Genomic DNA, 22,053 nt, shown 5'->3' on the forward strand with positions numbered 1-22,053 from the left:
TCGTCCTTAAACCGGCATCTGCATGATGTCTTGATAAGCCTGAACCAGCTTGTTACGCACTTGGGTCAAGGCCTGGAAGGACACACTGGCCTTTTGCGAGGCGACCATCACATCGGTGAGGTCCACGCCGCTTTTACCGATCTCGAATGCAGTCGCCAACTGGCTGGAAGCCTGCTGGGTATCACTGACTTTATTGATTGCCTGGCCGAGCATGTCGGCAAAACTGCTTTGGCCCAATTCCGGCGCTGACGCGACGGATTTCGGTTGAGCCATGGCATCCATTTGCATGGAGCGCATATCCAACATCAACCGATTGAACTCAATACCCTGGCTCATGACCTTCTCTCTCCGACGACCCGCAATTTTTTGACACTACGCAGCGGTTACTAGGGGTGGTAGCAACAAGGGTGCCAGCTCTGTAGCAACTCGTAAGAAAAGGCGACAAAGCTTGTCGACCTTGTTACCGGTTAGGTGGCGAAAAGATACGCTTCCACATCCATACCGGCGTCGCGCATCTGCGCCAGCTTGTAGCGCAAGGTGCGCGGGCTGATGCCCAGGCGCTCGGCCGCTTCTTTGCGGCGGCCGCGTTCGGCGCGCAGGGTGTCGATGATCATCTGGAATTCGCGGCGACGCAGGTCATCCCCCAAGGCGCCGGCTGACTCAGCCTCGGCGACCAGCGGGGCCGGCGCCAGGCTTGGCAACGGTGCAACCCCATTGCCCATGGCCAGGCAGAAGTCTTGCGGCTGGATCAAACCACCCTGCTGCAAAATCAGCGCACGCTGGATCGCATTGTCCAGTTCGCGCACGTTACCGGGCCATGGGTAGCTGACCAGGCAGGCCTGGGCCTCGGCCGACAGCCGCGCCTGGGCATGCTTCATTTTTTTGACGTGGTTGTTCAGCAGGCGCTCGGCCAATGGAAGGATATCTGCCGGGCGCTCGCGCAACGGGCGCCAGGCCAGGGGGAACACCGAGAGCCGGTAGAACAGATCTTCGCGGAAGCGCCCCGCCGCCACTTCGCCGGCCAGGTCGCGGTTGGTGGTGGCAACCACGCGGATATCCAGCTGGATCGGCTTGCGGGCGCCCACCCGCTCGACCTCACGCTCCTGCAACACCCGCAGCAACTTGGCTTGCAGGCCCAAGGGCATTTCCGAGATTTCGTCGAGCAGGATGGTGCCACCGTCGGCCTGTTCGAACTTGCCGGCCTGAGCCGCGATGGCGCCGGTGAACGAGCCCTTTTCGTGGCCGAACAAGGTGGCTTCGAGCATGTTGTCGGGGATCGCCGCGCAGTTGATCGCGATAAACGGCTGCTTGGCACGGCTGGATTGCTGGTGGATATAGCGCGCCAGCACTTCTTTACCGGTGCCGGACTCGCCGGAAATCAGCACAGTCGAATCACTGCGAGCCACCCGCGCCGCCAGTTCGAGCAATTGCGCGCTGGCGGGCTCGAAAGCAATCGGGCCATCGCCCTCGGCCGCCGAAATCACGCCCAGGGCATGCCGGGCGACGAGTTCGATCAGCGCCTTGGGCTCGAACGGCTTGACCAGGTAATCCGCCGCACCCTGGCGCATGGCGTCCACCGCCCGTTCCACCGCGCCATGGGCGGTCATCAGCAACACCGGCAGTTGCGGCTGGCGTGCGCGCAGCAGGCCGAGCAACTGGTGGCCGTCCATGCCGGGCATGTTGACGTCGCTGACCACCAGGCTGAAGGCTTCCTGCTCGACTGCCTCCAAGGCCTCCTCGGCAGAGCCGACCGCCCGATAGTCATGGCCCGCCAACAGCAGCGTGTCTGCCAATGCTTCACGCAGGGCGCGATCGTCTTCCACCAATAAAACCTTGATAGTCATAATCCCTTTACTCCGCGCTTGCCGCGCTGGAAAACAGCGGCAAGGTCATCAATGCACACGTGCCACGCCCCAAGCGGGAACGCAGCTGCAATTCTCCCTGATGGGCCCGTGCCACTGCCTTGACCACGGTCAGGCCCAGGCCAGTACCGTTGGTCTTGGTGGTAAAAAACGGTTCGCCCAGGCGCTGCAGCACCTGCGGGTCGATGCCGCTGCCGCTGTCGCTGATGCACAAGCGCAAGGTTTGCTCACGGGTATAGAGGTGCACCTTCAAGCGTGCGCCCGGGCCGCTGGCCTGGGTGGCATTTTCGATCAGGTTGAGCAGCGCACCGACCAGGGTGTCGCGGTTGCACAGCAACTCGCCGTGGTGACTGTCACACTGCCAACGCAGGTGGGCGTCCTGGACATGGGTGGCCGCCGCCGCTTGCAGGGACTGCATCAACCCCGCCGGCGTGATGCGGTCAGTCAGCGGCAATTCGCCGCGGGCAAACACCAGCATGTCGCGCACCTGGTGCTCCAATTCATGCAGGCGCTCCTTGAGGCGCCCGGCAAAGCGTTGGTGGGTGGCGGCGGGCAATTGCTCATCAGTCAAATGACTGGCGTAGATCAACGCTGCCGACAACGGCGTGCGGATCTGATGCGCCAAGGATGCGACCATCCGCCCCAGCGATGACAAGCGCTCATGGCGAGCCAACTGGTCTTGCAGGTGACGGGTTTCTGTCAGGTCGTTGAGCAGCACCAGTTGGCCCGGCTCAGCGTCCAGGGAACGGGTGGCGATGGACAGGCGACGCCCGTCCTTGAGGGAGACTTCGTGGCCGTCGTCTTCACGCGGCGCAAAGCAGCGGATGATGACTTCGCGCCACAACTCGCCCTCCAATGGCAGGCCGAGCAGGTCGCAGGCGGCCGGGTTGGCTTCGCGCACGCGGCCCTGGTCGTCGATGACGATCACGCCACCGGGCAACAGGTCCAGCAGGTTTTGCAGACGGTTGGCCAAGCGCTCTTTCTCGGCCAGCTCTTGCATGCGCTGGGCGCTGACCACCGCCAGCTCGCCTTTAAGCTCGGACACCCGGGCTTCCAGCAGGCTGTAGGAATCGGTCAGTTGGCTCGACATCTGGTTGAACTGTGAGAACGCTTGTTCCAGGCCCTGGCGGGTCGGCGGTTCTACAGGCGACACCAGCCCCTGGAGGGCAGGGGCCGAAGCTAGTTGGGCGGCGTGGGGCATCATGCTCTCTCGCTTGGCTGACCGTCAGTTAAACGGAACGTTGCGAGGGCTGTAGCAATACCCGTGCCGAAAAAAAACCGCTGATTAATCAGCGGCTTGAAAAACAGGCGTCAATCCTCCGCCTGTTCATCACCTTCTTTGCGGCTCATACCGTACTTGCGCATCTTCTCCACCAGGGTGGTTCGGCGGATACGCAGGCGCTCGGCGGCGCGGGCGACGATGCCATGGGCGTCGTCCAGGGCTTGTTGGATCAGCCCTTGTTCCAGGTTGCCGAGGTAGTCTTTCAGGTCCAGGCCTTCGGGCGGCAACATGGCGGTGGCGCCGAAGTCTGGAGTATGGCCGTTGATGGCCACGCGCTCTTCCATGTCACTGCGCAGGCTGTCCAGTTGCTCGTCTTCATCGTCGACGTAGCGGAATTTCTTCGGCAACTCGACCACGCCGATCACACCGTACGGGTGCATGATCGCCATACGCTCCACCAGGTTGGCCAGCTCGCGGACGTTGCCCGGCCAGCCGTGGCGGCACAGCGACATGATCGCAGCGGAGTTGAAGCGAATCGAACCGCGTTTCTCGTGCTCCATGCGCGAGATCAGTTCATTCATCAGCAACGGGATGTCTTCCACGCGCTCACGCAGCGGGGCCATCTCGATGGGGAATACGTTGAGGCGGTAGTACAGGTCTTCGCGGAAGCTGCCGACCTCGATCATGCTTTCGAGGTTCTTGTGGGTCGCGGCAATGATGCGCACGTCGACGCTCTGGGTCTTGTTGCTGCCCACGCGCTCGAAGGTGCGCTCCTGCAGCACGCGCAGCAGCTTGACCTGCATCGGCAGCGGCATATCGCCGATTTCGTCAAGGAACAGGGTGCCGCCATTGGCCAGCTCGAAACGCCCGGCCCGGCTGGTGATCGCCCCGGTAAAGGCGCCCTTCTCGTGGCCGAACAATTCGCTTTCGAGCAACTCTGCCGGGATCGCCCCGCAGTTGACCGGCACGAATGGCCCGTCGCGACGCTTGGAGTGGTAATGCAGGTTACGTGCGACCACTTCCTTGCCGGTGCCCGATTCGCCGAGGATCAACACGCTGGCGTCGGTGTCGGCCACTTGCTGCATCATCTGGCGCACGTGCTGGATCGCCCGGCTGGTGCCGACGAGGCTGCGAAACAGGTTGGGTTCACGGTGACGGCCGCGCTCGCGGGCCTGGTCGTACATCTCGCGATAGACCTGGGCGCGGTGCAGGGAGTCGAGCAATTTGCTGTAGCTGGGCGGCATTTCCAAATTGGAAAGCACGCGGCGGCGCTGGTCTTCTGGCAGGTCCACAGAAGAAATATCGCCCATCAGCAACACCGGAAGGAACTCATCCCAGGTCGACAGTGTCTTTAACAGGCCCAGAACTGCACCAGGAGCGTTTACCGTCCCGATCAACACACAAATGACTTCACGGCTCGACGCCAACGAGCTGACCGCCTGCTGCCAATCGTGGCTGCCGCAGGGCAAATTTTCTTCACCGAGAAAATTTAAAATCACCGCCAAATCACGGCGGCGGACGCTATCGTCATCGATCAGCAGAATTTTGGTTTCACGCCACATGCAATAGCAACTTCCCTAGTAAAACTTCCTGCCCCGGAATGAGAGCAATCAAGACGTCTGTAAGATTTCTTACTTACTAGACGTCTGAAATCTGAAAACAGCACTAGTTAAGTCAAAAATGCTGGCACAGTCAAATATATGACGCACCGTTCGGACCAACTGAGCCCATTCAGCCGAACAGATGGTAAACCTTTGACGCATTTTTAGCTTGGTTGATCTGCGACATCTCTTCGAAAATCGCCTGGCGTTCGCCGGTCGTCACCTCCAGCAATTGTTGATAAACCACCAACAGGCTCTCCAGCTTCTCGCGCAATGCGCCCTCATCCACCGGCGCTTCGCTGAGCACCTCATCAATCACCGCGCGGCAACCCAGGTCCAACTCGCCGACAGCTTCCCAATTGCGATCCGCCAGCGCGCCGAGAAGGGCTTCGCGGGTTTCGTCGATGCGTTGCAGTGCGTGGCTCATGATGTGTACCTCGAGGCAATCGGCCTTATTGTGGAGCGATGGCATCCCAGCCGGTCTTGACGGTGATCAGCAGGCGGGCGACTTCGTCGATCATTTCGACATCGTTCACCTGGTTGGCCTCGACCAAACGATTGCTCATGTATTCATACAAGGCGTCCAACCGTTGCACTGCCGCCGGGTCCTCGGCCTTTTCCGGCTCCAGGCCGTCGCGCAGGCCGGAAATGATTTCAATCGCCTTGCCCAGCATTAGCCCTTTCTGGGCAATATCCCCACGGGCTAAGGCGCCCTTGGCCTGCGCCATGCGATCAAGGCCACCCTCCATCAGCATCTGCACCAAGCGGTGCGGGCTGGCTTCGGAGACCTGAGCATGGGAACTGACCTTCTGGTACTGGCGGAGGGCTCTCATCGGGTTCATGTTGCTACCTCGTTACTGGCGACAATCGAATAGGTTTGCTTAACCAGTTTGTCGACTGTGGCGATAAAAACTTTAATCCAGAACCCTGCGCCAAGGCCCTGACGCAGGGCCTGTGAGCGCTCCGTCCATCAGTTCGACTTCGGATTGTTCAGCGAGTTGAGGGTGGTCATGATGCTGGAGCTACTGGAGTTGATCTGCGCGATCATGGTGTCCATCGCCGTGTACTTGGCCGTCAGGGATTTTTGCAATGCATCCATGCGCCGCGTCAGATCGGCCGTCTCTTTGGTCAAGTCGGTCAGCTTGTTGTTGAGGTCGGTGGCTCGGGTCGCGAGGGTGCCCGTGGTACCCACGTAGCTCTTGGTCGCCTTGTTCATGCGCGTGATCAAGCCAGTGTCGCCGGTGAACAGCTTGGCAATATCGCCTGCGCCCTTGACCACAGCCTTGTCCCACGTCTTGTCGTCCAGGCTCAGCAGACCGGTCTTCTGATCGGTGGTGATGCCCATCTGTGCCAGACTGGTCATGGAACCCGCGCCTGAGCCGTTGACCAGTTCGGAGCGCAGGCTGTTCACCAGTTGGCGCATCGATGCATCACCGGTCAAGGCACCTGCGGTGGTGGTCGACGCGTCACCGGTTGCAGTAACTTTGGTCTGGGTATTGATGGCGGTCATCAGCGTGTTGTACGCACTGACGAAGGACTGTACCGAGGTTTTCAACGTGTCAGTGTTGCTGGCCACGGTAATCGTGGTCGGCTTGGTGATGTCAACGGTATCCAACAGGTCCAGAGTCACACCACTGATCGCCGAAGTGATCTTATTGCTAGTGGAGGACATTTCAATGCCATCGATGGAGTACTTGGCATTGGTCGGCGCCTTGCCCTTGTCATACCCGGTAGCCAGTTGCGAATCGCCGCTGAGGGTGATGTCGGTGCCTTCGCCCATATTCGTCGAGGTCAATACCAGACGCGCGCCAGTGGAGTCGCTCAATACGTTGGCACTGATACCCTGTGAGGAAAGCTGGGTGTTGATCGACTCGCGCACCTGTTGCAAGGTTGCGCCACCTGGGATCACCACGTCGTAGCTTTTGCCCGACTGATTGATGGTCAGCGTCTGGTCTTCGTCCGTGCTGTTGGCCTTGCCCGATGCGCCATCAACATTCACCGCCGTGGTGACTTTCGAAGCGGTCGCCAGGTTAGCGATCTTCAACAGGTATTTGCCGCTGGATGCACCATCACCCAACGTGACTTTGGCGTTTTTCTCTTCCGAGGAAGTCGCCGCCAGCCCGTTGAACGCGGAGGGGTTATTCAACTTGGTGATCGCCGCCTGGTAGGCTTCCAGCGCCGTCTTGATCGAACCAACTGCCGACAATTGGACGGTGGCCGTTTTTTGCTCGTTGGTGATCTGCTGTTGTTTGGGCGCTTGCTCGGCCCCCACCAACGCCTTGACGATAGCTTGCGTGTCGTAGCCCGAACCTGGGCCGGAAATCGTTGAACTAGCCATTTGCTATTCTCCTTGTCCTGCAGCGGCCGTTTTTTTGGCGCTTGTGCGCACTGTCCGCAATCAGAAACATGTTTCGTGCCAACTCAAGCCTTGCTATCAAACAACAGGCTGCTGGCATCGCTCAGATTCTGCGCCAACTTCAGCGCTGCCTCCGATGGTATCTGTCGAATCACTTCACCACTGTCGGTGGCGATCACCTTGACGACCACTTTGCCGGTGGAGTCATCGATGGAAAAATCCAGGTTGCGCTGTGAAGCCTGCACAAATTCACGCATATCGGTGACGGCCTTTTCCAGCGCCGCGCGCTGGGGCTCCTCAGACTTGACCGGCTCACTGCTGGCCGCAGGCGTGGCCTGGGTCACCACTGCGCCAACGCTGGCCTGGGCCGTGCCTGGGGGGTAAGACGGGTTCAGCTTGATGCTCATGTCCATGTCATCACCTCCAAACTGAAAAAACGGAAGGGCACGTCGTTAAACGCACCCTCCCGTTATTTAACCGCTAGCCGATATTACTGAAGCAGCTTCAGTACAGCGGATGGCAGCTGGTTGGCCTGGGACAGGATCGCAGTGGAGGCCTGTTGCAGGGTTTGTTGCTTGGTCAGCTCGGCCGCCTCAGAAGCAAAGTCAGCATCTTCTACGCGGCCTTTGGCAGCGGAGGAGTTCTGCGAAATGCTCTGCAGGTTGGCCACGGTGCTGGCGAAGCGGTTTTGTACGGCACCCAGCTGCGAACGCTGGCTGTCGATCTGCTGCATGGCATCGTCCAGAGCCTGGGTAGCCTGCTGCGAAGCAGCGGCAGTCAGGATGTTCAGGTCGGAAACGCTGGTTTCCATAGTGACGGCGGTTTTGGTGCCGGCACTAGCAACAGTTGTCAGGCCCAAGGCTTTCAGACCAGTACCAGCGCTGCCGTCTTTGATGGTGATGTCTTTGTCTGCGAACAGGTTAAGAGTACCGTCAGCGTTTTTGCTGGCCTGTACACCGGTGCTGGCGCTGTTGATCGAAGCTACAACTGCGTCAGAGGTGTCGCCTTTCTTGAACTTGACTTCTACGCCGTTGACGGAAATAGAGGTATCTTCGGTCAATTTGGCTTGGGTGGTACCGGCAGACAGGCCCAGTTGCGACAGTGAACCGCTATTAGTGTTAGCCAGCTTAATGTCTGCACCGTTACCCGAGGTCAGCTTGAGACGACCATCGGAGAAGGTAGCGGAAGCACCATTAGCAGCACCGCCAGCAGCAACGGTGAGCTTGGTGAGAACGCTCGCCATGGTGTCATTTTTGGCCCAAGTTACTGCAGCACCGTTCACAGTGATCGAACCGTCAGCGGTCAAATTGCTGGTGGTGGCAATGTTAGCATTAGCAGTGAGTTTGAGATTGGCCAAGCCATCAGTTTTGGCGGCTACGGCAGGTGGACCAACGACCGCAGCGGCAACATCACCAGCTCCAAGGTTGATAGCTTTGTTAGAAGTCAGCGTCAGGACGCCAGCAGCATCCGCACTGGCAGTTACACCGGTGGTAGCTGTCTCTTTGTTGATAGCCGCAACTGCGGCAACGCCCAAATCAGTAGCAGCGACGTTACCGAAGCTGATTGTTGTACCATTAATTTTTATGGTGTCAGTATCCACAGTTGCGCCGACAGCAGCGGAGCCCGTGGTAGTGGCTTTATCAGTGAGTACCGAGCCAGTAGTAGTAGCGGCCAGACCGGTCAATGCAGTGCTGTTAACGCTGGCTTCTTTGTAGTTACCCTTCAGCGCAGTCGAGCTGATATCGGTCATACCGAACGAGATAGTCTCGTTGGCGTTGGCGCCGATCTGGAAGGCTACGTTGCTGAAAGAGCCGTCCAGCAGGTTACGACCACCGAAGGTGGTGGTGCTGGCGATACGGTTCAGCTCGCCCACTTTAGCGGTGAATTCTTGCTGCAGGGACACACGGTCAGCGTCGCTTTTATCACCGTTGGACGCTTGCAGGGCGAGTTCACGCAGACGCTGCAAGGTGTTGGTGGATTCTTGCATCGCGCCTTCAGCGGTCTGGGCGATCGAGACACCGTTGTTGGCGTTGGCGATGGCAACGTTCAGGCCTTTGACCTGGTTGTTCAGACGGTTGGCGATCTGCATGCCGGCAGCGTCGTCTTTGGCGCTGTTGATTTTCAGGCCGGAGGACAGACGGTTCATCGACTGGCTCAGAGCGTCGGAAGCTTTGTTCAGGTTCTTCTGGACACCCAGGGAGGTGATGTTGGTGTTTACTGATAATGCCATGACGAAATCCTCGTTGGTTGGATACTGCGGCTTCCGGCCCTGGCGACCGCCGGGTGTGGCCTAGAGAACCTACGTAATAGTTATCGTCGTGGTAGCCGGTTGCTTGAGGATTTTTTTGATTTTTTTTAGTAGCCCCGTGCCACCCCTTGCATTTCAAAGGCTTACACAGGCACAAAACCCCGGTTTCATTGGCTTTTCTGGCGCCAATAAAAAAACGCCGATGATCGTTCGATCATCGGCGTTTTTTTATGCAGCGGCTAAAACATCACGGGCGATAAAGAATCGCCGAGCCCCACGACAGGCCCACGCCAAAACCGCTGATTGCCACGCGCTTCCAGGTAGCGTCCATCACGTGCTTTTCCAGCAGCAACGGAATGCTCGACGACACGGTGTTGCCGGTCTCGACCATGTCCTTGATGAACTTGTCTACCGGCGCATCTTCGAAACGGCGCGCCACGGCATCGACGATGGCCGCGCTGCCCTGGTGAATGCAGAACGCATCGATGTCATCGGCTTTGAGGTCCGACTCGGCGAGCAGCTCGTGCAAGTGCGCAGGCACTTTGAGCAAGGCGAAGTTGAAGACCTGGCGGCCGTTCATGAAGAACACGCCGTCGCTGACCTTCAGGTGCGGCGCGCCGGAACCGTCGGTGCCGAACTTGGACTTGCCCAGCAACCACGGCGCGTCTTCGCCCATCCAGGTGGCGGTGGCGGCATCGCCAAACAGCATGGTGGTGTTGCGGTCTTCCGGATCAACGATCTTCGAATACGGGTCAGCGGTGATCAGCAGGCCGTTTTTCAGGCCGGCGGCTTCCATGAAGCCCTTCATCGCGTAGATGCCATAGACGTAGCCGGAGCAGCCCAGGGAGATATCGAAGGCTGCAACGTGGGTGGGCAGGCCCAGTTTGTCCTGGACGATGGCTGCAGTGTGAGGCAAGCCTTCTTCATCACCGTTCTGGGTGACGACAATCAGCGCATCGATGGACTCGCGCTTCAACTCCGGGTTGTTGGCAAACAAAGCGTTGACCGCTTCGACACACAGGTCGGAGGTCTCCTGTGCCGCTTCCTTGCGTGGCAGAAACGCCGAACCGATCTTGCCGATGATGAACTCTTCATCCTTGGCGAATTTGGCGCCCTGGGCGTAGTTATCGATCCCGTCTGCCGGCACGTAACTGGCGATGCTTTTTATGCCAATCATTGTGGCTTCCCAATACTAAATAGCTGGAGAACACCCCGCGGGCTAAGCCGGGGGGTGCTGACAATAAAGGGGATAACCCCATAAAAATTTCGCTGAAAGCCGCCTGATAAAGACCTGTGGGCGACTTATCCTTTTCACACGATACAGTGAAGATGCGCTTTATGACTCACAGGTCACTCAATTTTGCGCGCTTTGTGCAAAACCTTTCAACAATTTAACCCCATAAACGACAACGGCCCGCCCTGTTTCCAGAGTGGGCCGCTTGACGAAACGCGGTTTACATCTTGTTGAACAGGCTCAACTGCGAGATTTTCACAAAGGCCAGTTGCGACGCTTGCAGCATGGTTTGCTGCAAGCTCAGGTTGATGGCGGCTTCGGCGAAGTCAACATTACCCAAGGCATTCATGGTCGTGGTATTGGCCAGGTCCAGGCTGACGTTTTCCTTGGACTGAATGTCGAGACTATTGAGGCGCGCCCCCAGGGAACCACGCGCCTGGTCGATCTGGCCGTAGGCATTGGTCAAATTGCCAATGGACTTGGCCACCACATCCTTGAGCTCCTTCTGCGCTGCGGGGTTACCGTCCGACGGCGTTTCCAGGATTTTGCGCAAATGGCTCAGGGTGTCGAGGACGTTCTCGTTCTTATTGCTGGTAGCACCGATCGAGAACTGGTCGCCGGCTGCCGGCGCCGGTGCAGTGGTGACATCAAACGTCACACCTGCCGCCGTGATCGTGGTTGCGCCGGCTGCCAGGGTGCCGCTGCCGATGGATTTGCTGTCTGCCGTGTAAGGCTGCGCATACAGGTCGTAGGCGCCGGCCGCACCAAACTTGACGATGACACCGGAGTTGGGAAACGTGCTGGCGTATGCCGCCGGGTCGCTCACCGTGCCGCCACTGAGCTGTGCAGTGGACGGATTACTCGGGGTGCGCGACACGCTGAAGGTGTCTGGCTTGACCGACAGGCTGAATTCCCGATCCTTGACAATGGCGTCCGATGGCGCGCCAGGCAATATGTCTTTGCCCAGTGCGTCTTTACCCAGGTTCAAGCCAATGTCGAACTTGACCCCGCGCAGACTGACAGTCGATGCGCCTTCCTTGGTGGCGTCGAAAGTGCCATTGCCCGGAATCTCCGAGGTAATGTCTTTGCCAGCATTGTCCGTAACAACATATTGAGTGCTGCTGGTGAACGTCAGCTTATACGGCTGGCCGTCCGAAAAACTGCTGTTATAGCTGGTGTTGGCCCCAATCAGACCGGCAGATAGCGTGACCTTTCCATCATCGACCGCGGGCGGCACGAGGATCGGCGCCGTTTGCGTACGACCAGTATTTGCCGAGCTTTCAAGCATGCTTTTTGCGGTATTGCCCATGGCTACCGACAGGTTCTCTGCCACCTTCAGGCTCAACGGCGTGTCGTCACCCTGGTAGCTGTAGGTGCCATCGTTGTTACGGGAGTAGGGAGGCGTGTCGGTCTTGCTCCCGGAGAACATGTAATTACCGCTGGCGTCCTTGGTATTGAGCAGGCCCAGGACCTGGTCTTCAATGGCGCCGATCTCCGCGGCAGTCGACTTACGGTCAGCGTCACTGATGCCGACGTTACCCGCCTTCAGCGCCAGCTCACTGGCCCGCTGAATCGCGATATTGATATTGGCCAGCACGCCGTCCTGGGTGGTCAGCGAGTTTTTCAGGGTGTCGATATTGCCATTGAACTGCCCCAGCATGTCTTTCTGCTGTTGCAGCATCAACAACCGCGCCGCCGCTACCGGATCATCCGCGGCGGTTTGCACGCGTATGCCGGTGGTCGCCTGGTCCTGGGCTTTCACTACGCTGGAATAGTTGCTCTGGTACTTGGCAGAGCTGGTCTCGAAATACTGCTGTGTAGAAATACGCATCGTCCCAGCCTCCTTTAAAGAGCATTCATCAGTGTGGTGAAGGTTTCCTGCGCAGCCTTGATGATCTGCGACGACGCGGTGTAGTACTGCTGGAACTTGATCATGTCGCCCGCTTCATCATCCAGGTTGACCCCGGATACCGAGTTACGCGCTTCCTTGTTGGCGCTCAGCAAGGCGCCGGTGGCGGCGGTGTCGACCCCGGCCTGGCTGGCCTTGGCCCCCACTTGCGAGACCAGTTTGCTATTGGCCCCCACCAGGCTGGTGCCGCCGTTACCGTCGCCCATGCCGACGGTCGCCTTGGTTTGCAGGTTCAGCAGTTCCTGGGCGTTGCGGCCGTCGGACTTGCCGCCGCTGTTGAAGGCGAAGGTGGTGCTGTCGCCGTCAGCTGGAGAACCATTGACGGTGGTGTCGAACTTGAAGCTCTTGCCGGGGATCGCTGCACCGCTGGCGTCGCGCATCGGCACGTCCACGGTGATTTTGTTGCCCTGCCCCGGAATAATCGAGCCGGTGCTGATCGGGTTGCCCTTGGCGTCGCTGATCGTATAGGACTGCGTGCCGTCGGCGGCCGGTTTGCCAAAGACCATTTTCACCGGCATCGAGTTTTCAATGCCGGCGCGCAACTGGGCGGTGTCGGCGCCACCGTTAATATCCAGCGGTACCGTCAAGGACGGTTGGGTAAACGTGCCCGTGCCGCTGTTGGTCTTGCTGCTGGTACCCGCCAACGCGCCGGCAAAGGCCAGCTTGTTTGCATCGGTGAGTGCCACGCCAATCCCGCTGGCTCCGGTGGCGGTCGGGCTGACCTTGAAGCTGTCGCCATAGGCCATCGTGCCCTTGCCATCCAGTGCCAGGGTAAAGCCATCCATCGTCGGCGGCGGCGTGGCGGACATATCAAAGGTGCCCATGGCCTTGCCGTCCGAGCGCAACACGGTGACCTTGTTGGGGTCGGTCTTGTCGTTGAAGGTCACGGTGTAGTCGAACGTGGACAACTTGCTGCTGTCCTTGATCGTCACATTCAGGTTGCCTGCCCCGGCGCTGTTGCCCGATGCGCCCTGGCTGCGCGACGCAATGGCGGCGGCACTGTTGATGTCTTTGAACAACGAAACGCCGAAGTCACCATTGAGGTCCAGGCCTTGGCCCAGTTGACTATTGATGGTGTCCGCCGTGGCGATGGCGATGCGCCCCAGGTCGTTGATGGCCGGCATCAAGGCATCACTGCGATAACGCAACAGGCCACCGATGCTGCCGCCACTGATCACGCCGCCCAGGTCCATGGTGGTGCCGTTCATGTTCAACTGGATGGTGTACTGGCTGTTATCGGTTTTGCTCGGCACCGCGGAAATCGTGTTGGAAATCCCGCCCTCTACCAGGGACTGGCCGCTGCCGGTGGTCACGCTGAACTGGCCGTTTTTCTCGGTGGCTGTCACCCCGATCAGTTCATTGAGCGAGCGCACGGCCTCGTTACGCGAGTCCAGCAGGTTGGCCGGCGCATTACCCGACGCGCCCTGCACCTGGGAGATCTGCTTGTTGAGCGAGGCAATCGAGGCGGTCAATTGATTGACCTGCTCACTCATGCTGCTCAGTTGGTTGTTGATGGTTTCTTTCTGCTGGGTCAACTGTGTCGAAATCGAGTTGAAACGGCTGCTCAGGGTCTGGGCGTTGGTCACCAGCAGTTGGCGGGCCGACAGGTCACTGGGGTTGGACGCCGCGGTCTGCAGGGTGGCGAAGAACGAACTGAGCACCGAGGACAAACCGGTGGTCTTGTCTGACAGCACCTTGTCGACCGCGCTCACCTGGTCCAGGTACGCCTTGGCATCGTTATTCAATGCCGTGCTGTTCTGGTAGGCAGTGTCGAGGTATTCGTTGTACACCCGGCGTACATCGGCCAGGGTGGTGCCGGTGCCGATGAACACACCGCCGAAGGGATTCGACGCGCTGGCATTTTGCGTGGTCTGCTGACGTGAGTACCCTGGGGTATTAACGTTGGCGATGTTATTACTCAAGACCGACAGCGATCCTTGAGCGGCGTTGAGCCCTGACATCCCGATACTGAGCAAACTCATGGTTCAGACCTTATAAATGTGTGGTTGCGCCAGCGGCAGCGTAGTTCTGGTAACTGTTCATGTTTTTTGCAATCTGCGAAATCTTGCTGGCGTAATCCGGGTCGGTTGCATAACCGGCTTTTTGCAACTCGCGTACAAACTGTTCCGGGTTGTCGGCTGATTTCACAACTTCTTTATAGCGATCATGGCTTTGCAGCAATGTCACGAGGTCGTGGAAGCTGTCCTGGTAGGAGCTGTAGGAACGGAACTGCGCCGTTTCCTTGACCATCGCGCCGTCGCGAAACTCGCTGGTGATCGCCCGGGCCTGGCCGCCCTGCCAACTCTGGCCGGCCTTGATGCCGAACAGGTTGTGACTGCTGCTGCCATCCTCGGCGCGCATCACCGATTTGCCCCAGCCGGTTTCCAGCGCGGCCTGGGCCACCAGGTACTTGGGGTCGATACCGATACGCGCGGCGGCCGCCTTGGCCATCGGCAGCATGGTGGCGACGAATTCATCCTGGGAGCTGAAGGCTTTCTTCGCCGGTGCCAGCGGTGGTTGGGCAATGGCGCGGCCATAGACCTGCATGCGCCCGCTCGGTACGGCAAAGCTGCGGGCGGTGCTGTTGATCACGTTATCGTCAGCGGCGCTGTTGCGCAGGGGGGCGCTTTTGGCTTCAGCGACCACCTGGTTACTCGGCACGATGCCGGCGAGCAAGCGGTCAGTCAGCTTGCTCGGCAAGGCGATACGGCGCTGGTTCATCAGTTCCATGTCGTTGGTGTGCGCGCTGGCGCCTTCAGGGACCGCCACGCGGTAAGCCCACAATGGGCGCTGGCCGTTGGAGCGGCCCAACGGACCTTCGGCCTGGGTACCCGCAGCAATTTCGGTCGGCACATCGACCTTCTTCAACGGCACGTCCGCCGCCGGGCCTTGCAAGGTGGCGGCCTGGGCCTCCACCGGCTTGTTCTTCTGCATCTGGCGCATCAGCACGTCGGCCAGGCCGATACCGCCGCCTTCGCGGGACATCGAGACCGCCAGTTGCTGGTCGTACATTTCCTGGTATTGCTTGGCCGCCGGCGTGTTCAGCGGGTTGTCCTTGCCCAGAGCGTCGGTGGCCGAGCGCATGGACTTGAGCATCTCGTTCAAGAACAGCGACTCGAACTCCTGCGCCACCTTGCGCATATTGGCGTCGCTGTTTTTGTCGGCGCCGACCTTGAGCTGGTTAAGCCGGTTCAAGTCGGAGTAAGACCCCGAGTCCGCCGTGCTGCTGATGCCGCTCTTGCGCATATCCATGGCCATGGCCTCAGATCACGATCAGGTCGGCTTGCAAAGCGCCGGCCTGTTTCAAAGCTTCGAGGATCGCCATCAAGTCGCCGGGCGCTGCGCCCACCTGGTTCACCGCGCGGACAATCTCGTCCAGGGTGGTGCCGGGGCCGAACTTGAACATCGGCTTGGCTTCTTGCTGGGCATTGACCCGCGAGCGCGGGACCACGGCGGTCTGGCCGTTGGACAGCGGGCCTGGCTGGCTGACAATCGGGTCTTCGGTGATGGTCACCGTCAGGCTGCCGTGGGTCACCGCTGCCGGCGAGACCTTGACGTTCTGGCCGATCACGATGGTGCCGGTACGCGAGTTGATGATGACTTTTGCCACCGCCTGGCCCGGGTCGACCTCAAGGTTTTCCAGGATCGACAGGTAGTCCACGCGCTGGCTTGGGTCCAACGGTGCGGTGACGCGGATCGAGCCGCCGTCGATGGCCTGGGCCACGCCTGGGCCAAGCATGTCGTTGATCTTGTCGACTACGCGCTTGGCGGTGGTGAAGTCGGAGCGGTTGAGGTTCAGGGTCAGGCTGTTGCCCTGGTTGAAGCCGCTCGGCACGGTGCGTTCAACCGAGGCACCACCAGGGATGCGCCCGGCCGATGGCACGTTGACGGTGATCTTCGAACCGTCGCGGCCTTCAGCGTCAAAACCGCCCACCACCAGGTTGCCCTGGGCGATGGCATAGACGTTGCCGTCGATACCTTTGAGCGGCGTCATCAGCAAGGTGCCACCGCGCAGGCTTTTGGAGTTACCCATGGATGAAACGGTGATATCCACCACCTGGCCCGGCTTGGCGAACGGCGGCAAATCGGCGCTGATCGACACGGCGGCGACGTTCTTCAACTGGACGTTACCCGAGCCTGGCGGCACCTTGATGCCGAACTGCGAGAGCATGTTATTGAAGGTCTGCAGGGTGAACGGCGTCTGGGTGGTCTGGTCACCCGTGCCATTGAGCCCCACCACCAGGCCATAGCCGATCAACTGGTTGGAGCGCACGCCGGAAATACTGGCGATGTCCTTCAGGCGTTCGGCCTGGGCCACAGCGCTTAAGGCCAGCAAGAGTGCCGTCGCCATCAGCTGTTTGAAGTTCAAAGTGGCCACCTAGAAAGGGAACAGCGGGCTAAGGAAGAAACGGTCGAACCAGCCCGGCTGACTGGCATCGGCAAACGAACCCGTACCTGAATAGGTGATGCGTGCGTCGGCAATGCGTGTCGAAGGCACGGTGTTGTCGGTGGAAATATCATCGGCACGGACCATGCCGGCAATGCGCACCAGCTCGTCGCCGGTGTTGAGGGTCATCCACTTTTCACCGCGAATGGCGATGATGCCGTTGGGCAACACGTCGGCCACGGTCACGGTGATCGAACCGGTCAGGCTGTTGCCCTGCCCCGCCGCACTCTTGCCGTTGGTGGCACGGTCGCCGCTGTAGCCGGCGTCCAGGCTCAGATCCCCGCCACCCAGAGGGTTGTTGGTATTGAGGCCACCGCCGAACAACGAGGTCAGGCCGATGCTGGTCTTGCTGTTCTTGCCGATCTGCGAGTTGGCGTTCTTGCTGGCCTGGGTCTTCTCGTTGAGGGTGATGGTGATGATGTCACCGACCCGGAACGCCTTGCGGTCGCTGTACAGGTTCTGTTCGAAACCGGCCTGGTAGATCGAGCCATTGTTGGCCGCCGCCGGCAACGGCGTGCGTGGCAATACCGGCGCGTAGTACGGGTCATTGGGCTTCGGCGTCGGGGCGACACAGCCCGCGAGCACGGCGATCCCACTCAGTGCCAAAACAGAAACATAGCGATTCATGACCCTTACCTCATGGTGTTGCAGGCGCCTTCAAGAGCGCCTCAGACTTGATTACAGATTCTGCGTTACGAACGAAAGCATCTGGTCGGCGGTGGAAATCACCTTGGAGTTCATCTCGTAGGCGCGCTGGGTGGTGATCATGTTGACCATCTCCTCAACGGTGCTGACGTTGGAGGTTTCCAGGGTGCTTTGCAGGGTGGTGCCGAAACCGTTCAGGCCCGGGGTGCCGATTTGCGGCGCGCCGCTGGAGGCGGTTTCCAGGAACAGGTTGTTGCCCATGGCCTGCAGGCCGGCCGGGTTGATGAAGTCGGCGGTTTGCAGGTTACCGATCACTTGCGACGCCGGGTTGCCGGCCACGGTGATGGACACGGTGCCGTCGTTGCCGACGGTGAAGGTCTTGGCATCAGGCGGAACAACCACCGCGGGCTCCAGGGCGAAACCATTGGCGGTCACGATCTGGCCATTGGAGTCCAGGTGGAAAGTACCGTCACGGGTATAGGACGTGGTGCCGTCCGGTTGCAGGATCTGGAAGAAACCGCGGCCGTTGATGGCCATGTCCAGCGGCTGGCCGGTCTGCTGCAGGTTACCGGCACTGAAGTTCTTCTGCGTGCCAACGATCTGCACACCGGTACCCAGTTGCAGGCCCGATGGCAATTCGCTGTCCTGGGTCGACTGGGCGCCTGGCTGCTTCTTGATCTGGTAGAGCAAGTCCTGGAACTCGGCGCGATCACGTTTGAAGCCCGTGGTCGAGACGTTCGCCAGGTTGTTGGAAATGGTGGTCAGGTTGGTGTCCTGGGCGGACAGGCCTGTCTTGGCAACCCATAGAGCCGGAAGCATGCTGTTCTCCTTCGTGCGCCGCTTGATGGGCGCTACGTTGCAAATTAGTTAATGGGCTTGGATCAGCTCATCTGCATGACGCGAGTCATGGCCTGGTCGTCTTCTTTAGCGCTGTTCATCATCTTGATGTGCAGCTCGAACTGCTTGGCCAGCGCCAGTACCGCAGTCATTTCTTCCACGGCATTGACGTTGCTCGCCTGCAGGAAACCCGAGGTCAGGGTGACGTTTGCGTCGGCCTGGGCCGGCTGGCCATCCTTGGTGTGGATGGTGCCGTCCAGGCCCTTGGTCATGTTCTTGAGGTCGGGCTGGACCATTTTGATACGGTCGACTTCCGCCATCACACGCGGGCCCTCGCCCATGGCGCGGATGCTGATGGTGCCGTCCGAACCCACTTCGATTTTCTGCTGCGGCGGCACGGCAATCGGCCCACCGTTGCCCATGATCGGCATGCCGTTGCCGGCGCGCAGCACACCCAGCGCGTCTACATTCATGCTGGCGCTGCGCACGTAGGCTTCGCCGCCATCGGGGGTCTGCACGGCCATCCAGCCGTCGCCGCTGACCGCCACATCCAGGTCACGGCCGGTTTCGATCATGGCACCGGGGGAAAAGTCAGTCGCCGGCCGTTCGGTCATGGCAAACGCCCGCGCCGGAAAGCTGTCACCGAACACCGGCATCGAACGCGCCTGCTCCAGGTCACGTTGGAAACCGTTGGTGGAAATGTTCGCCAGGTTGTTGGCATGGGCCTTCTGCGCCAGTGCATTCTGGCTGGCGCCGGTCATTGCCACATAAAGGTACTTGTCCACGCTCTTTCCTCTTTCTGACGGACGCTTGCCGCCCACCGCTGTACTGATGAGGCTTAAGCAATTTGCGAACCAACTTTTGAAAAGAGGGTAAAGCCCAGGCGCTACGGGGGGTTGCGGCGAGGTGCGAAGATTTCAGGAGTGAGAGCGAGTCGAAAAAACGGCGGACTACTGCCGCCGGCGGCAATCACCGACCTGGAAAACGACGAAGATCAAATGTGGGAGCAAGGCCCCTCCCACATTTTTTGACCGCGTAGTGTCAGCGAATTATTTATCGGTCTTGAGGATTTCGTGGTCGCGCAACTTGTTGGCGATGGTCGTGTGCGAAACCCGCAGGCGCTTGCCCAACTGACGACTGCTCGGGTGCTCGGCATACAAGGCTTCCAGCACGGCCTTCTCGAACCGTCCAACAATCTCCTCTAACCCGCCCTCCAGCGAAAAATCACCGAGGGGCTGGCGCACGCCGTAATCCGGCAGACGAATATGTTCAACCTTGACCGTCCCGCCTTCACACAACGACACCGCCTGGAACAACACGTTTTCCAACTGCCGCACGTTGCCCGGCCAGTGGTAGTGGCTGAGGCGATCCATCGCGGCCGGTGCCAGCTTGGGCAGCGGGCAACCTATCTGCCGGCTGGCTTGATCGAGGAAATGTTCAACCAACGGCGCCAACCCATCCAGGCATTCGCGCAACGGCGGGATATGCAACGACAGCACATTCAGGCGGTGATAGAGGTCCTGGCGGAATTCGCCGCGGGCGCACAGCTCAGACAAGTCCACCTGTGTCGCACAGATCACCCGCACATCCAGGTATACCTCTTCATCACTACCAACCCGGCGAAAGCAGCCGTCCTGCAGAAAGCGCAGCAGTTTGACCTGCAAGCGTGCGCTCATTTCCCCCACGCCATCGAGAAACAACGTGCCGCCCGCGGTCAACTCCAACAGCCCGAGCTTGCCTTCTGCACGTGCGCCTTCAAAAGCCCCAGGGCCGTAGCCGAACAGTTCAGTCTCGGCCATCGACTCAGGCAGGCCTGCGCAGTTGAGCGCCATCAGCGGTGATTGCCCGCGTGGGCTGGCCAAGTGGCAGGCACGGGCCAGCAACTCTTTGCCGGTGCCGGTTTCGCCTTCTATTAATAGAGGCGCATCCAGCGGTGCCATGCGCCGCGCTTCACGGACCACGGCGGCCATGACTTTGGAGCTTTGGAAAATACTGTCGAAACCGCGCAGCTCTTGCTTGCGCACGTTATAGATACGCTCGCCGACGCGGTCGGCACGGTGCAGGGTGAGCACGGCTCCAGCCATGGCTTCACTGTCATCGTGTTCAGAGGATTGCAACGGCGCGATGTCCGCCAGAAATACGTCACCCTTGACCTTGACCCTCAGGCCATTGATCCGCGACTTGCTGGCGCGTACCAGTTCCGGCAAGTCGAAATCCTCGGCGTAGCGCGACAGCGGGATTCCCGGCACCTCATCCACCCGCACGCCGAGCAACTGCGCCGCCGCGCGGTTGGCGGCCACGATAGAGCCGCCCATGTCGATGGACAGCACCGGAAACTCCAGGGCGCCGAGCAGCGCATTGAGCTCCATATGCCGCCGCTCGCTGGGCATCAGCCCGACCCGCTTGACGCCGAACACTCCGGCAATCGCCTCGAACTGCGGGCGCAGCGCCTGGAACTGCATGTTCACCAGGTTTGGGCAGAACAGGTAGATGGCATTGCCATGCTCGCCGCCGACCTCACCCTTGGCGACGTTGACGCCGTACTCCACCAACAGGTTGAGGATGTCCCGCAGGATGCCGATGCGGTTCTGGCAGTGCACTTTGATACGCATGAAGAGGCTCGAAAAGTAGAGGCGCCGCGTCTTTTTTGCCGTTGGGCGCAGATAGTCGTCAAGATTATGTGACAGGTTGTAGGCTTTTCCCAGCCCACAGTCGGGATTAGTCATGCATCCGTAACGAATACTTTACGATTATCGGTAATTTTTCCTACATACCTGAGTTGCAGGTGGATGGAATCCTGCGCACATCGGGTTATGAATAGTGGCATCGCAGGACATAACAAGAACGAATGCCTAGCAGGAGAGCCGTATGAAGCAGACGCACTACGTGGCCCGCGAGCCCGATGCGCAAGGTTTTATCCACTACCCGCCGGAAGAACACGCGGTGTGGAATACCCTTATCACTCGTCAACTCAAAGTGATTGAGGGCCGCGCCTGCCAGGAATACCTGGACGGCATCGACAAGCTCGGCCTGCCCCTGGATCGCATCCCCCAGTTGGGCGAAATCAACAAGGTGCTGGCCGAAACCACCGGCTGGCAAGTGGCCCGCGTACCGGCCCTGATCCCCTTCCAGACTTTTTTTGAATTGCTCGCCAGCAAGCAGTTTCCGGTGGCGACGTTTATTCGTACCCGTGAAGAACTGGATTACCTGCAAGAACCGGATATTTTCCATGAGATTTTTGGTCACTGCCCACTGCTGACCAACCCGTGGTTCGCCGAATTCACCCACACCTATGGCAAGCTCGGCCTCGCGGCCACCAAGGAGCAACGGGTGTACCTGGCGCGCCTGTACTGGATGACCATCGAGTTCGGCCTGGTAGACACGCCCGAAGGGCGGCGCATCTACGGTGGCGGCATCCTGTCGTCGCCCAAAGAAAGCGTGTATTGCCTGTCGGATGAGCCAAAACACCAAGCCTTCGACCCGCTGGAAGCGATGCGCACCCCGTATCGCATCGACATCCTGCAACCGCTTTACTTCGTATTGCCCGAGCTCAAGCGCCTGTTCGACGTGGCGCAGGAAGACATCATGGGCATGGTCGAGCGCGGTATGGAACTGGGGCTGCACGCACCGCTCTTCCCTCCGAAGCCCAAGGCTGCATGAACCTTACGTTTTAAGGCCAGGTGAGTCTGTTC

The 22,053-nt window shown here is 59.6% G+C and carries 19 protein-coding genes; 1 reads left to right on the forward strand and 18 read right to left on the reverse strand.

Going from position 1 to position 22,053, the window contains the following annotated elements; translation table 11 throughout:
- Positions 1-6 precede the first annotated feature (6 nt).
- The 18 genes from fliE to FRT59_RS09975 all read right to left on the reverse strand — a co-directional run bounded on the left by fliE (position 7) and on the right by FRT59_RS09975 (position 20,973).
- Positions 7-336: a flagellar hook-basal body complex protein FliE gene (gene fliE / locus FRT59_RS09890; protein ID WP_034117087.1), complete on the reverse strand. Its 330-nt coding sequence runs from the start codon at positions 334-336 to the stop codon at positions 7-9.
- 131 nt (positions 337-467) lie between these two features.
- The gene (locus FRT59_RS09895; protein ID WP_034117088.1) at positions 468-1,844 is read right to left on the reverse strand and encodes a sigma-54-dependent transcriptional regulator; all 1,377 of its coding nucleotides are present in this window, start codon (positions 1,842-1,844) and stop codon (positions 468-470) included.
- Between the two features lie 7 nt (positions 1,845-1,851).
- Positions 1,852-3,063 (reverse strand): sensor histidine kinase, encoded by a 1,212-nt coding sequence (locus FRT59_RS09900; RefSeq protein ID WP_153871152.1) that lies wholly within the window; start codon positions 3,061-3,063, stop codon positions 1,852-1,854.
- Between the two features lie 110 nt (positions 3,064-3,173).
- On the reverse strand, positions 3,174-4,646 hold the full coding sequence (locus FRT59_RS09905; RefSeq protein ID WP_034117089.1) for a sigma-54 dependent transcriptional regulator: 1,473 nt from the start codon (positions 4,644-4,646) through the stop codon (positions 3,174-3,176).
- Between the two features lie 169 nt (positions 4,647-4,815).
- Positions 4,816-5,112 carry a flagellar protein FliT gene (gene fliT / locus FRT59_RS09910; RefSeq protein WP_153871077.1) on the reverse strand — a complete coding sequence of 99 codons (297 nt, stop codon included), beginning with the start codon at positions 5,110-5,112 and terminating at the stop codon, positions 4,816-4,818.
- 25 nt (positions 5,113-5,137) lie between these two features.
- Positions 5,138-5,527: a flagellar export chaperone FliS gene (fliS, locus tag FRT59_RS09915; protein ID WP_153871078.1), complete on the reverse strand. Its 390-nt coding sequence runs from the start codon at positions 5,525-5,527 to the stop codon at positions 5,138-5,140.
- Positions 5,528-5,655: 128 nt separating this feature from the next.
- Positions 5,656-7,023: a flagellar filament capping protein FliD gene (fliD, locus tag FRT59_RS09920; protein WP_153838108.1), complete on the reverse strand. Its 1,368-nt coding sequence runs from the start codon at positions 7,021-7,023 to the stop codon at positions 5,656-5,658.
- 83 nt (positions 7,024-7,106) lie between these two features.
- Positions 7,107-7,454 carry a flagellar protein FlaG gene (locus FRT59_RS09925; protein ID WP_153871079.1) on the reverse strand — a complete coding sequence of 116 codons (348 nt, stop codon included), beginning with the start codon at positions 7,452-7,454 and terminating at the stop codon, positions 7,107-7,109.
- Positions 7,455-7,531: 77 nt separating this feature from the next.
- Positions 7,532-9,271, reverse strand: a complete 1,740-nt coding sequence (locus FRT59_RS09930; RefSeq protein WP_153871080.1) for a flagellin N-terminal helical domain-containing protein — start codon at positions 9,269-9,271, stop codon at positions 7,532-7,534.
- Positions 9,272-9,536: 265 nt separating this feature from the next.
- Positions 9,537-10,466: a ketoacyl-ACP synthase III gene (locus tag FRT59_RS09935; RefSeq protein WP_153838111.1), complete on the reverse strand. Its 930-nt coding sequence runs from the start codon at positions 10,464-10,466 to the stop codon at positions 9,537-9,539.
- Positions 10,467-10,743: 277 nt separating this feature from the next.
- Positions 10,744-12,354: a flagellar hook-associated protein 3 gene (locus tag FRT59_RS09940; RefSeq protein WP_153871081.1), complete on the reverse strand. Its 1,611-nt coding sequence runs from the start codon at positions 12,352-12,354 to the stop codon at positions 10,744-10,746.
- A gap of 14 nt (positions 12,355-12,368) precedes the next feature.
- Positions 12,369-14,414 (reverse strand): flagellar hook-associated protein FlgK, encoded by a 2,046-nt coding sequence (gene flgK / locus FRT59_RS09945; protein WP_153871082.1) that lies wholly within the window; start codon positions 14,412-14,414, stop codon positions 12,369-12,371.
- 10 nt (positions 14,415-14,424) lie between these two features.
- The gene (gene flgJ, locus FRT59_RS09950) at positions 14,425-15,690 is read right to left on the reverse strand and encodes a flagellar assembly peptidoglycan hydrolase FlgJ (RefSeq protein ID WP_153871083.1); all 1,266 of its coding nucleotides are present in this window, start codon (positions 15,688-15,690) and stop codon (positions 14,425-14,427) included.
- A gap of 4 nt (positions 15,691-15,694) precedes the next feature.
- Complete coding sequence (locus FRT59_RS09955; protein ID WP_161793246.1) at positions 15,695-16,783, reverse strand: flagellar basal body P-ring protein FlgI; 1,089 nt, start codon at positions 16,781-16,783, stop codon at positions 15,695-15,697.
- 27 nt (positions 16,784-16,810) lie between these two features.
- The gene (gene flgH / locus FRT59_RS09960; protein WP_005790104.1) at positions 16,811-17,506 is read right to left on the reverse strand and encodes a flagellar basal body L-ring protein FlgH; all 696 of its coding nucleotides are present in this window, start codon (positions 17,504-17,506) and stop codon (positions 16,811-16,813) included.
- Between the two features lie 51 nt (positions 17,507-17,557).
- On the reverse strand, positions 17,558-18,343 hold the full coding sequence (gene flgG / locus FRT59_RS09965) for a flagellar basal-body rod protein FlgG (protein ID WP_153838114.1): 786 nt from the start codon (positions 18,341-18,343) through the stop codon (positions 17,558-17,560).
- Positions 18,344-18,405: 62 nt separating this feature from the next.
- On the reverse strand, positions 18,406-19,146 hold the full coding sequence (locus FRT59_RS09970; protein ID WP_034117103.1) for a flagellar basal body rod protein FlgF: 741 nt from the start codon (positions 19,144-19,146) through the stop codon (positions 18,406-18,408).
- Between the two features lie 264 nt (positions 19,147-19,410).
- Positions 19,411-20,973 (reverse strand): sigma-54-dependent phenylalanine hydroxylase transcriptional regulator PhhR, encoded by a 1,563-nt coding sequence (locus FRT59_RS09975; RefSeq protein ID WP_034117104.1) that lies wholly within the window; start codon positions 20,971-20,973, stop codon positions 19,411-19,413.
- Between the two features lie 256 nt (positions 20,974-21,229).
- On the opposite strand from FRT59_RS09975, the gene phhA reads away from it, so the two are divergent.
- A complete protein-coding gene (gene phhA / locus FRT59_RS09980) occupies positions 21,230-22,021 on the forward strand; it encodes a phenylalanine 4-monooxygenase (protein WP_034117105.1) in 792 nt (263 codons plus the stop codon).
- Positions 22,022-22,053 lie beyond the last annotated feature (32 nt).

Source organism: Pseudomonas haemolytica (assembly GCF_009659625.1).
In the GTDB taxonomy this organism is placed as follows: Bacteria; Pseudomonadota; Gammaproteobacteria; order Pseudomonadales; family Pseudomonadaceae; genus Aquipseudomonas; species Aquipseudomonas haemolytica.

Excerpts from the sequence above, each read along its gene's own strand:
- FRT59_RS09975 (WP_034117104.1), bottom strand. The coding sequence starts at position 20,973 with ATGCGTATCAAAGTGCACTGCCAGAACCGCATCGGCATCCTGCGGGAC.
- FRT59_RS09935 (WP_153838111.1), bottom strand. The coding sequence starts at position 10,466 with ATGATTGGCATAAAAAGCATCGCCAGTTACGTGCCGGCAGACGGGATC.
- flgK (WP_153871082.1), bottom strand. The coding sequence starts at position 14,414 with ATGAGTTTGCTCAGTATCGGGATGTCAGGGCTCAACGCCGCTCAAGGA.
- phhA (WP_034117105.1), top strand. The coding sequence starts at position 21,230 with ATGAAGCAGACGCACTACGTGGCCCGCGAGCCCGATGCGCAAGGTTTT.
- fliS (WP_153871078.1), bottom strand. The coding sequence starts at position 5,527 with ATGAACCCGATGAGAGCCCTCCGCCAGTACCAGAAGGTCAGTTCCCAT.
- fliD (WP_153838108.1), bottom strand. The coding sequence starts at position 7,023 with ATGGCTAGTTCAACGATTTCCGGCCCAGGTTCGGGCTACGACACGCAA.
- fliE (WP_034117087.1), bottom strand. The coding sequence starts at position 336 with ATGAGCCAGGGTATTGAGTTCAATCGGTTGATGTTGGATATGCGCTCC.
- flgH (WP_005790104.1), bottom strand. The coding sequence starts at position 17,506 with ATGAATCGCTATGTTTCTGTTTTGGCACTGAGTGGGATCGCCGTGCTC.
- FRT59_RS09940 (WP_153871081.1), bottom strand. The coding sequence starts at position 12,354 with ATGCGTATTTCTACACAGCAGTATTTCGAGACCAGCTCTGCCAAGTAC.
- FRT59_RS09905 (WP_034117089.1), bottom strand. The coding sequence starts at position 4,646 with ATGTGGCGTGAAACCAAAATTCTGCTGATCGATGACGATAGCGTCCGC.
- FRT59_RS09930 (WP_153871080.1), bottom strand. The coding sequence starts at position 9,271 with ATGGCATTATCAGTAAACACCAACATCACCTCCCTGGGTGTCCAGAAG.
- fliT (WP_153871077.1), bottom strand. The coding sequence starts at position 5,112 with ATGAGCCACGCACTGCAACGCATCGACGAAACCCGCGAAGCCCTTCTC.
- FRT59_RS09955 (WP_161793246.1), bottom strand. The coding sequence starts at position 16,783 with ATGGCGACGGCACTCTTGCTGGCCTTAAGCGCTGTGGCCCAGGCCGAA.
- FRT59_RS09925 (WP_153871079.1), bottom strand. The coding sequence starts at position 7,454 with ATGGACATGAGCATCAAGCTGAACCCGTCTTACCCCCCAGGCACGGCC.
- FRT59_RS09900 (WP_153871152.1), bottom strand. The coding sequence starts at position 3,063 with ATGCCCCACGCCGCCCAACTAGCTTCGGCCCCTGCCCTCCAGGGGCTG.
- flgJ (WP_153871083.1), bottom strand. The coding sequence starts at position 15,690 with ATGGCCATGGATATGCGCAAGAGCGGCATCAGCAGCACGGCGGACTCG.
- FRT59_RS09895 (WP_034117088.1), bottom strand. The coding sequence starts at position 1,844 with ATGACTATCAAGGTTTTATTGGTGGAAGACGATCGCGCCCTGCGTGAA.
- flgG (WP_153838114.1), bottom strand. The coding sequence starts at position 18,343 with ATGCTTCCGGCTCTATGGGTTGCCAAGACAGGCCTGTCCGCCCAGGAC.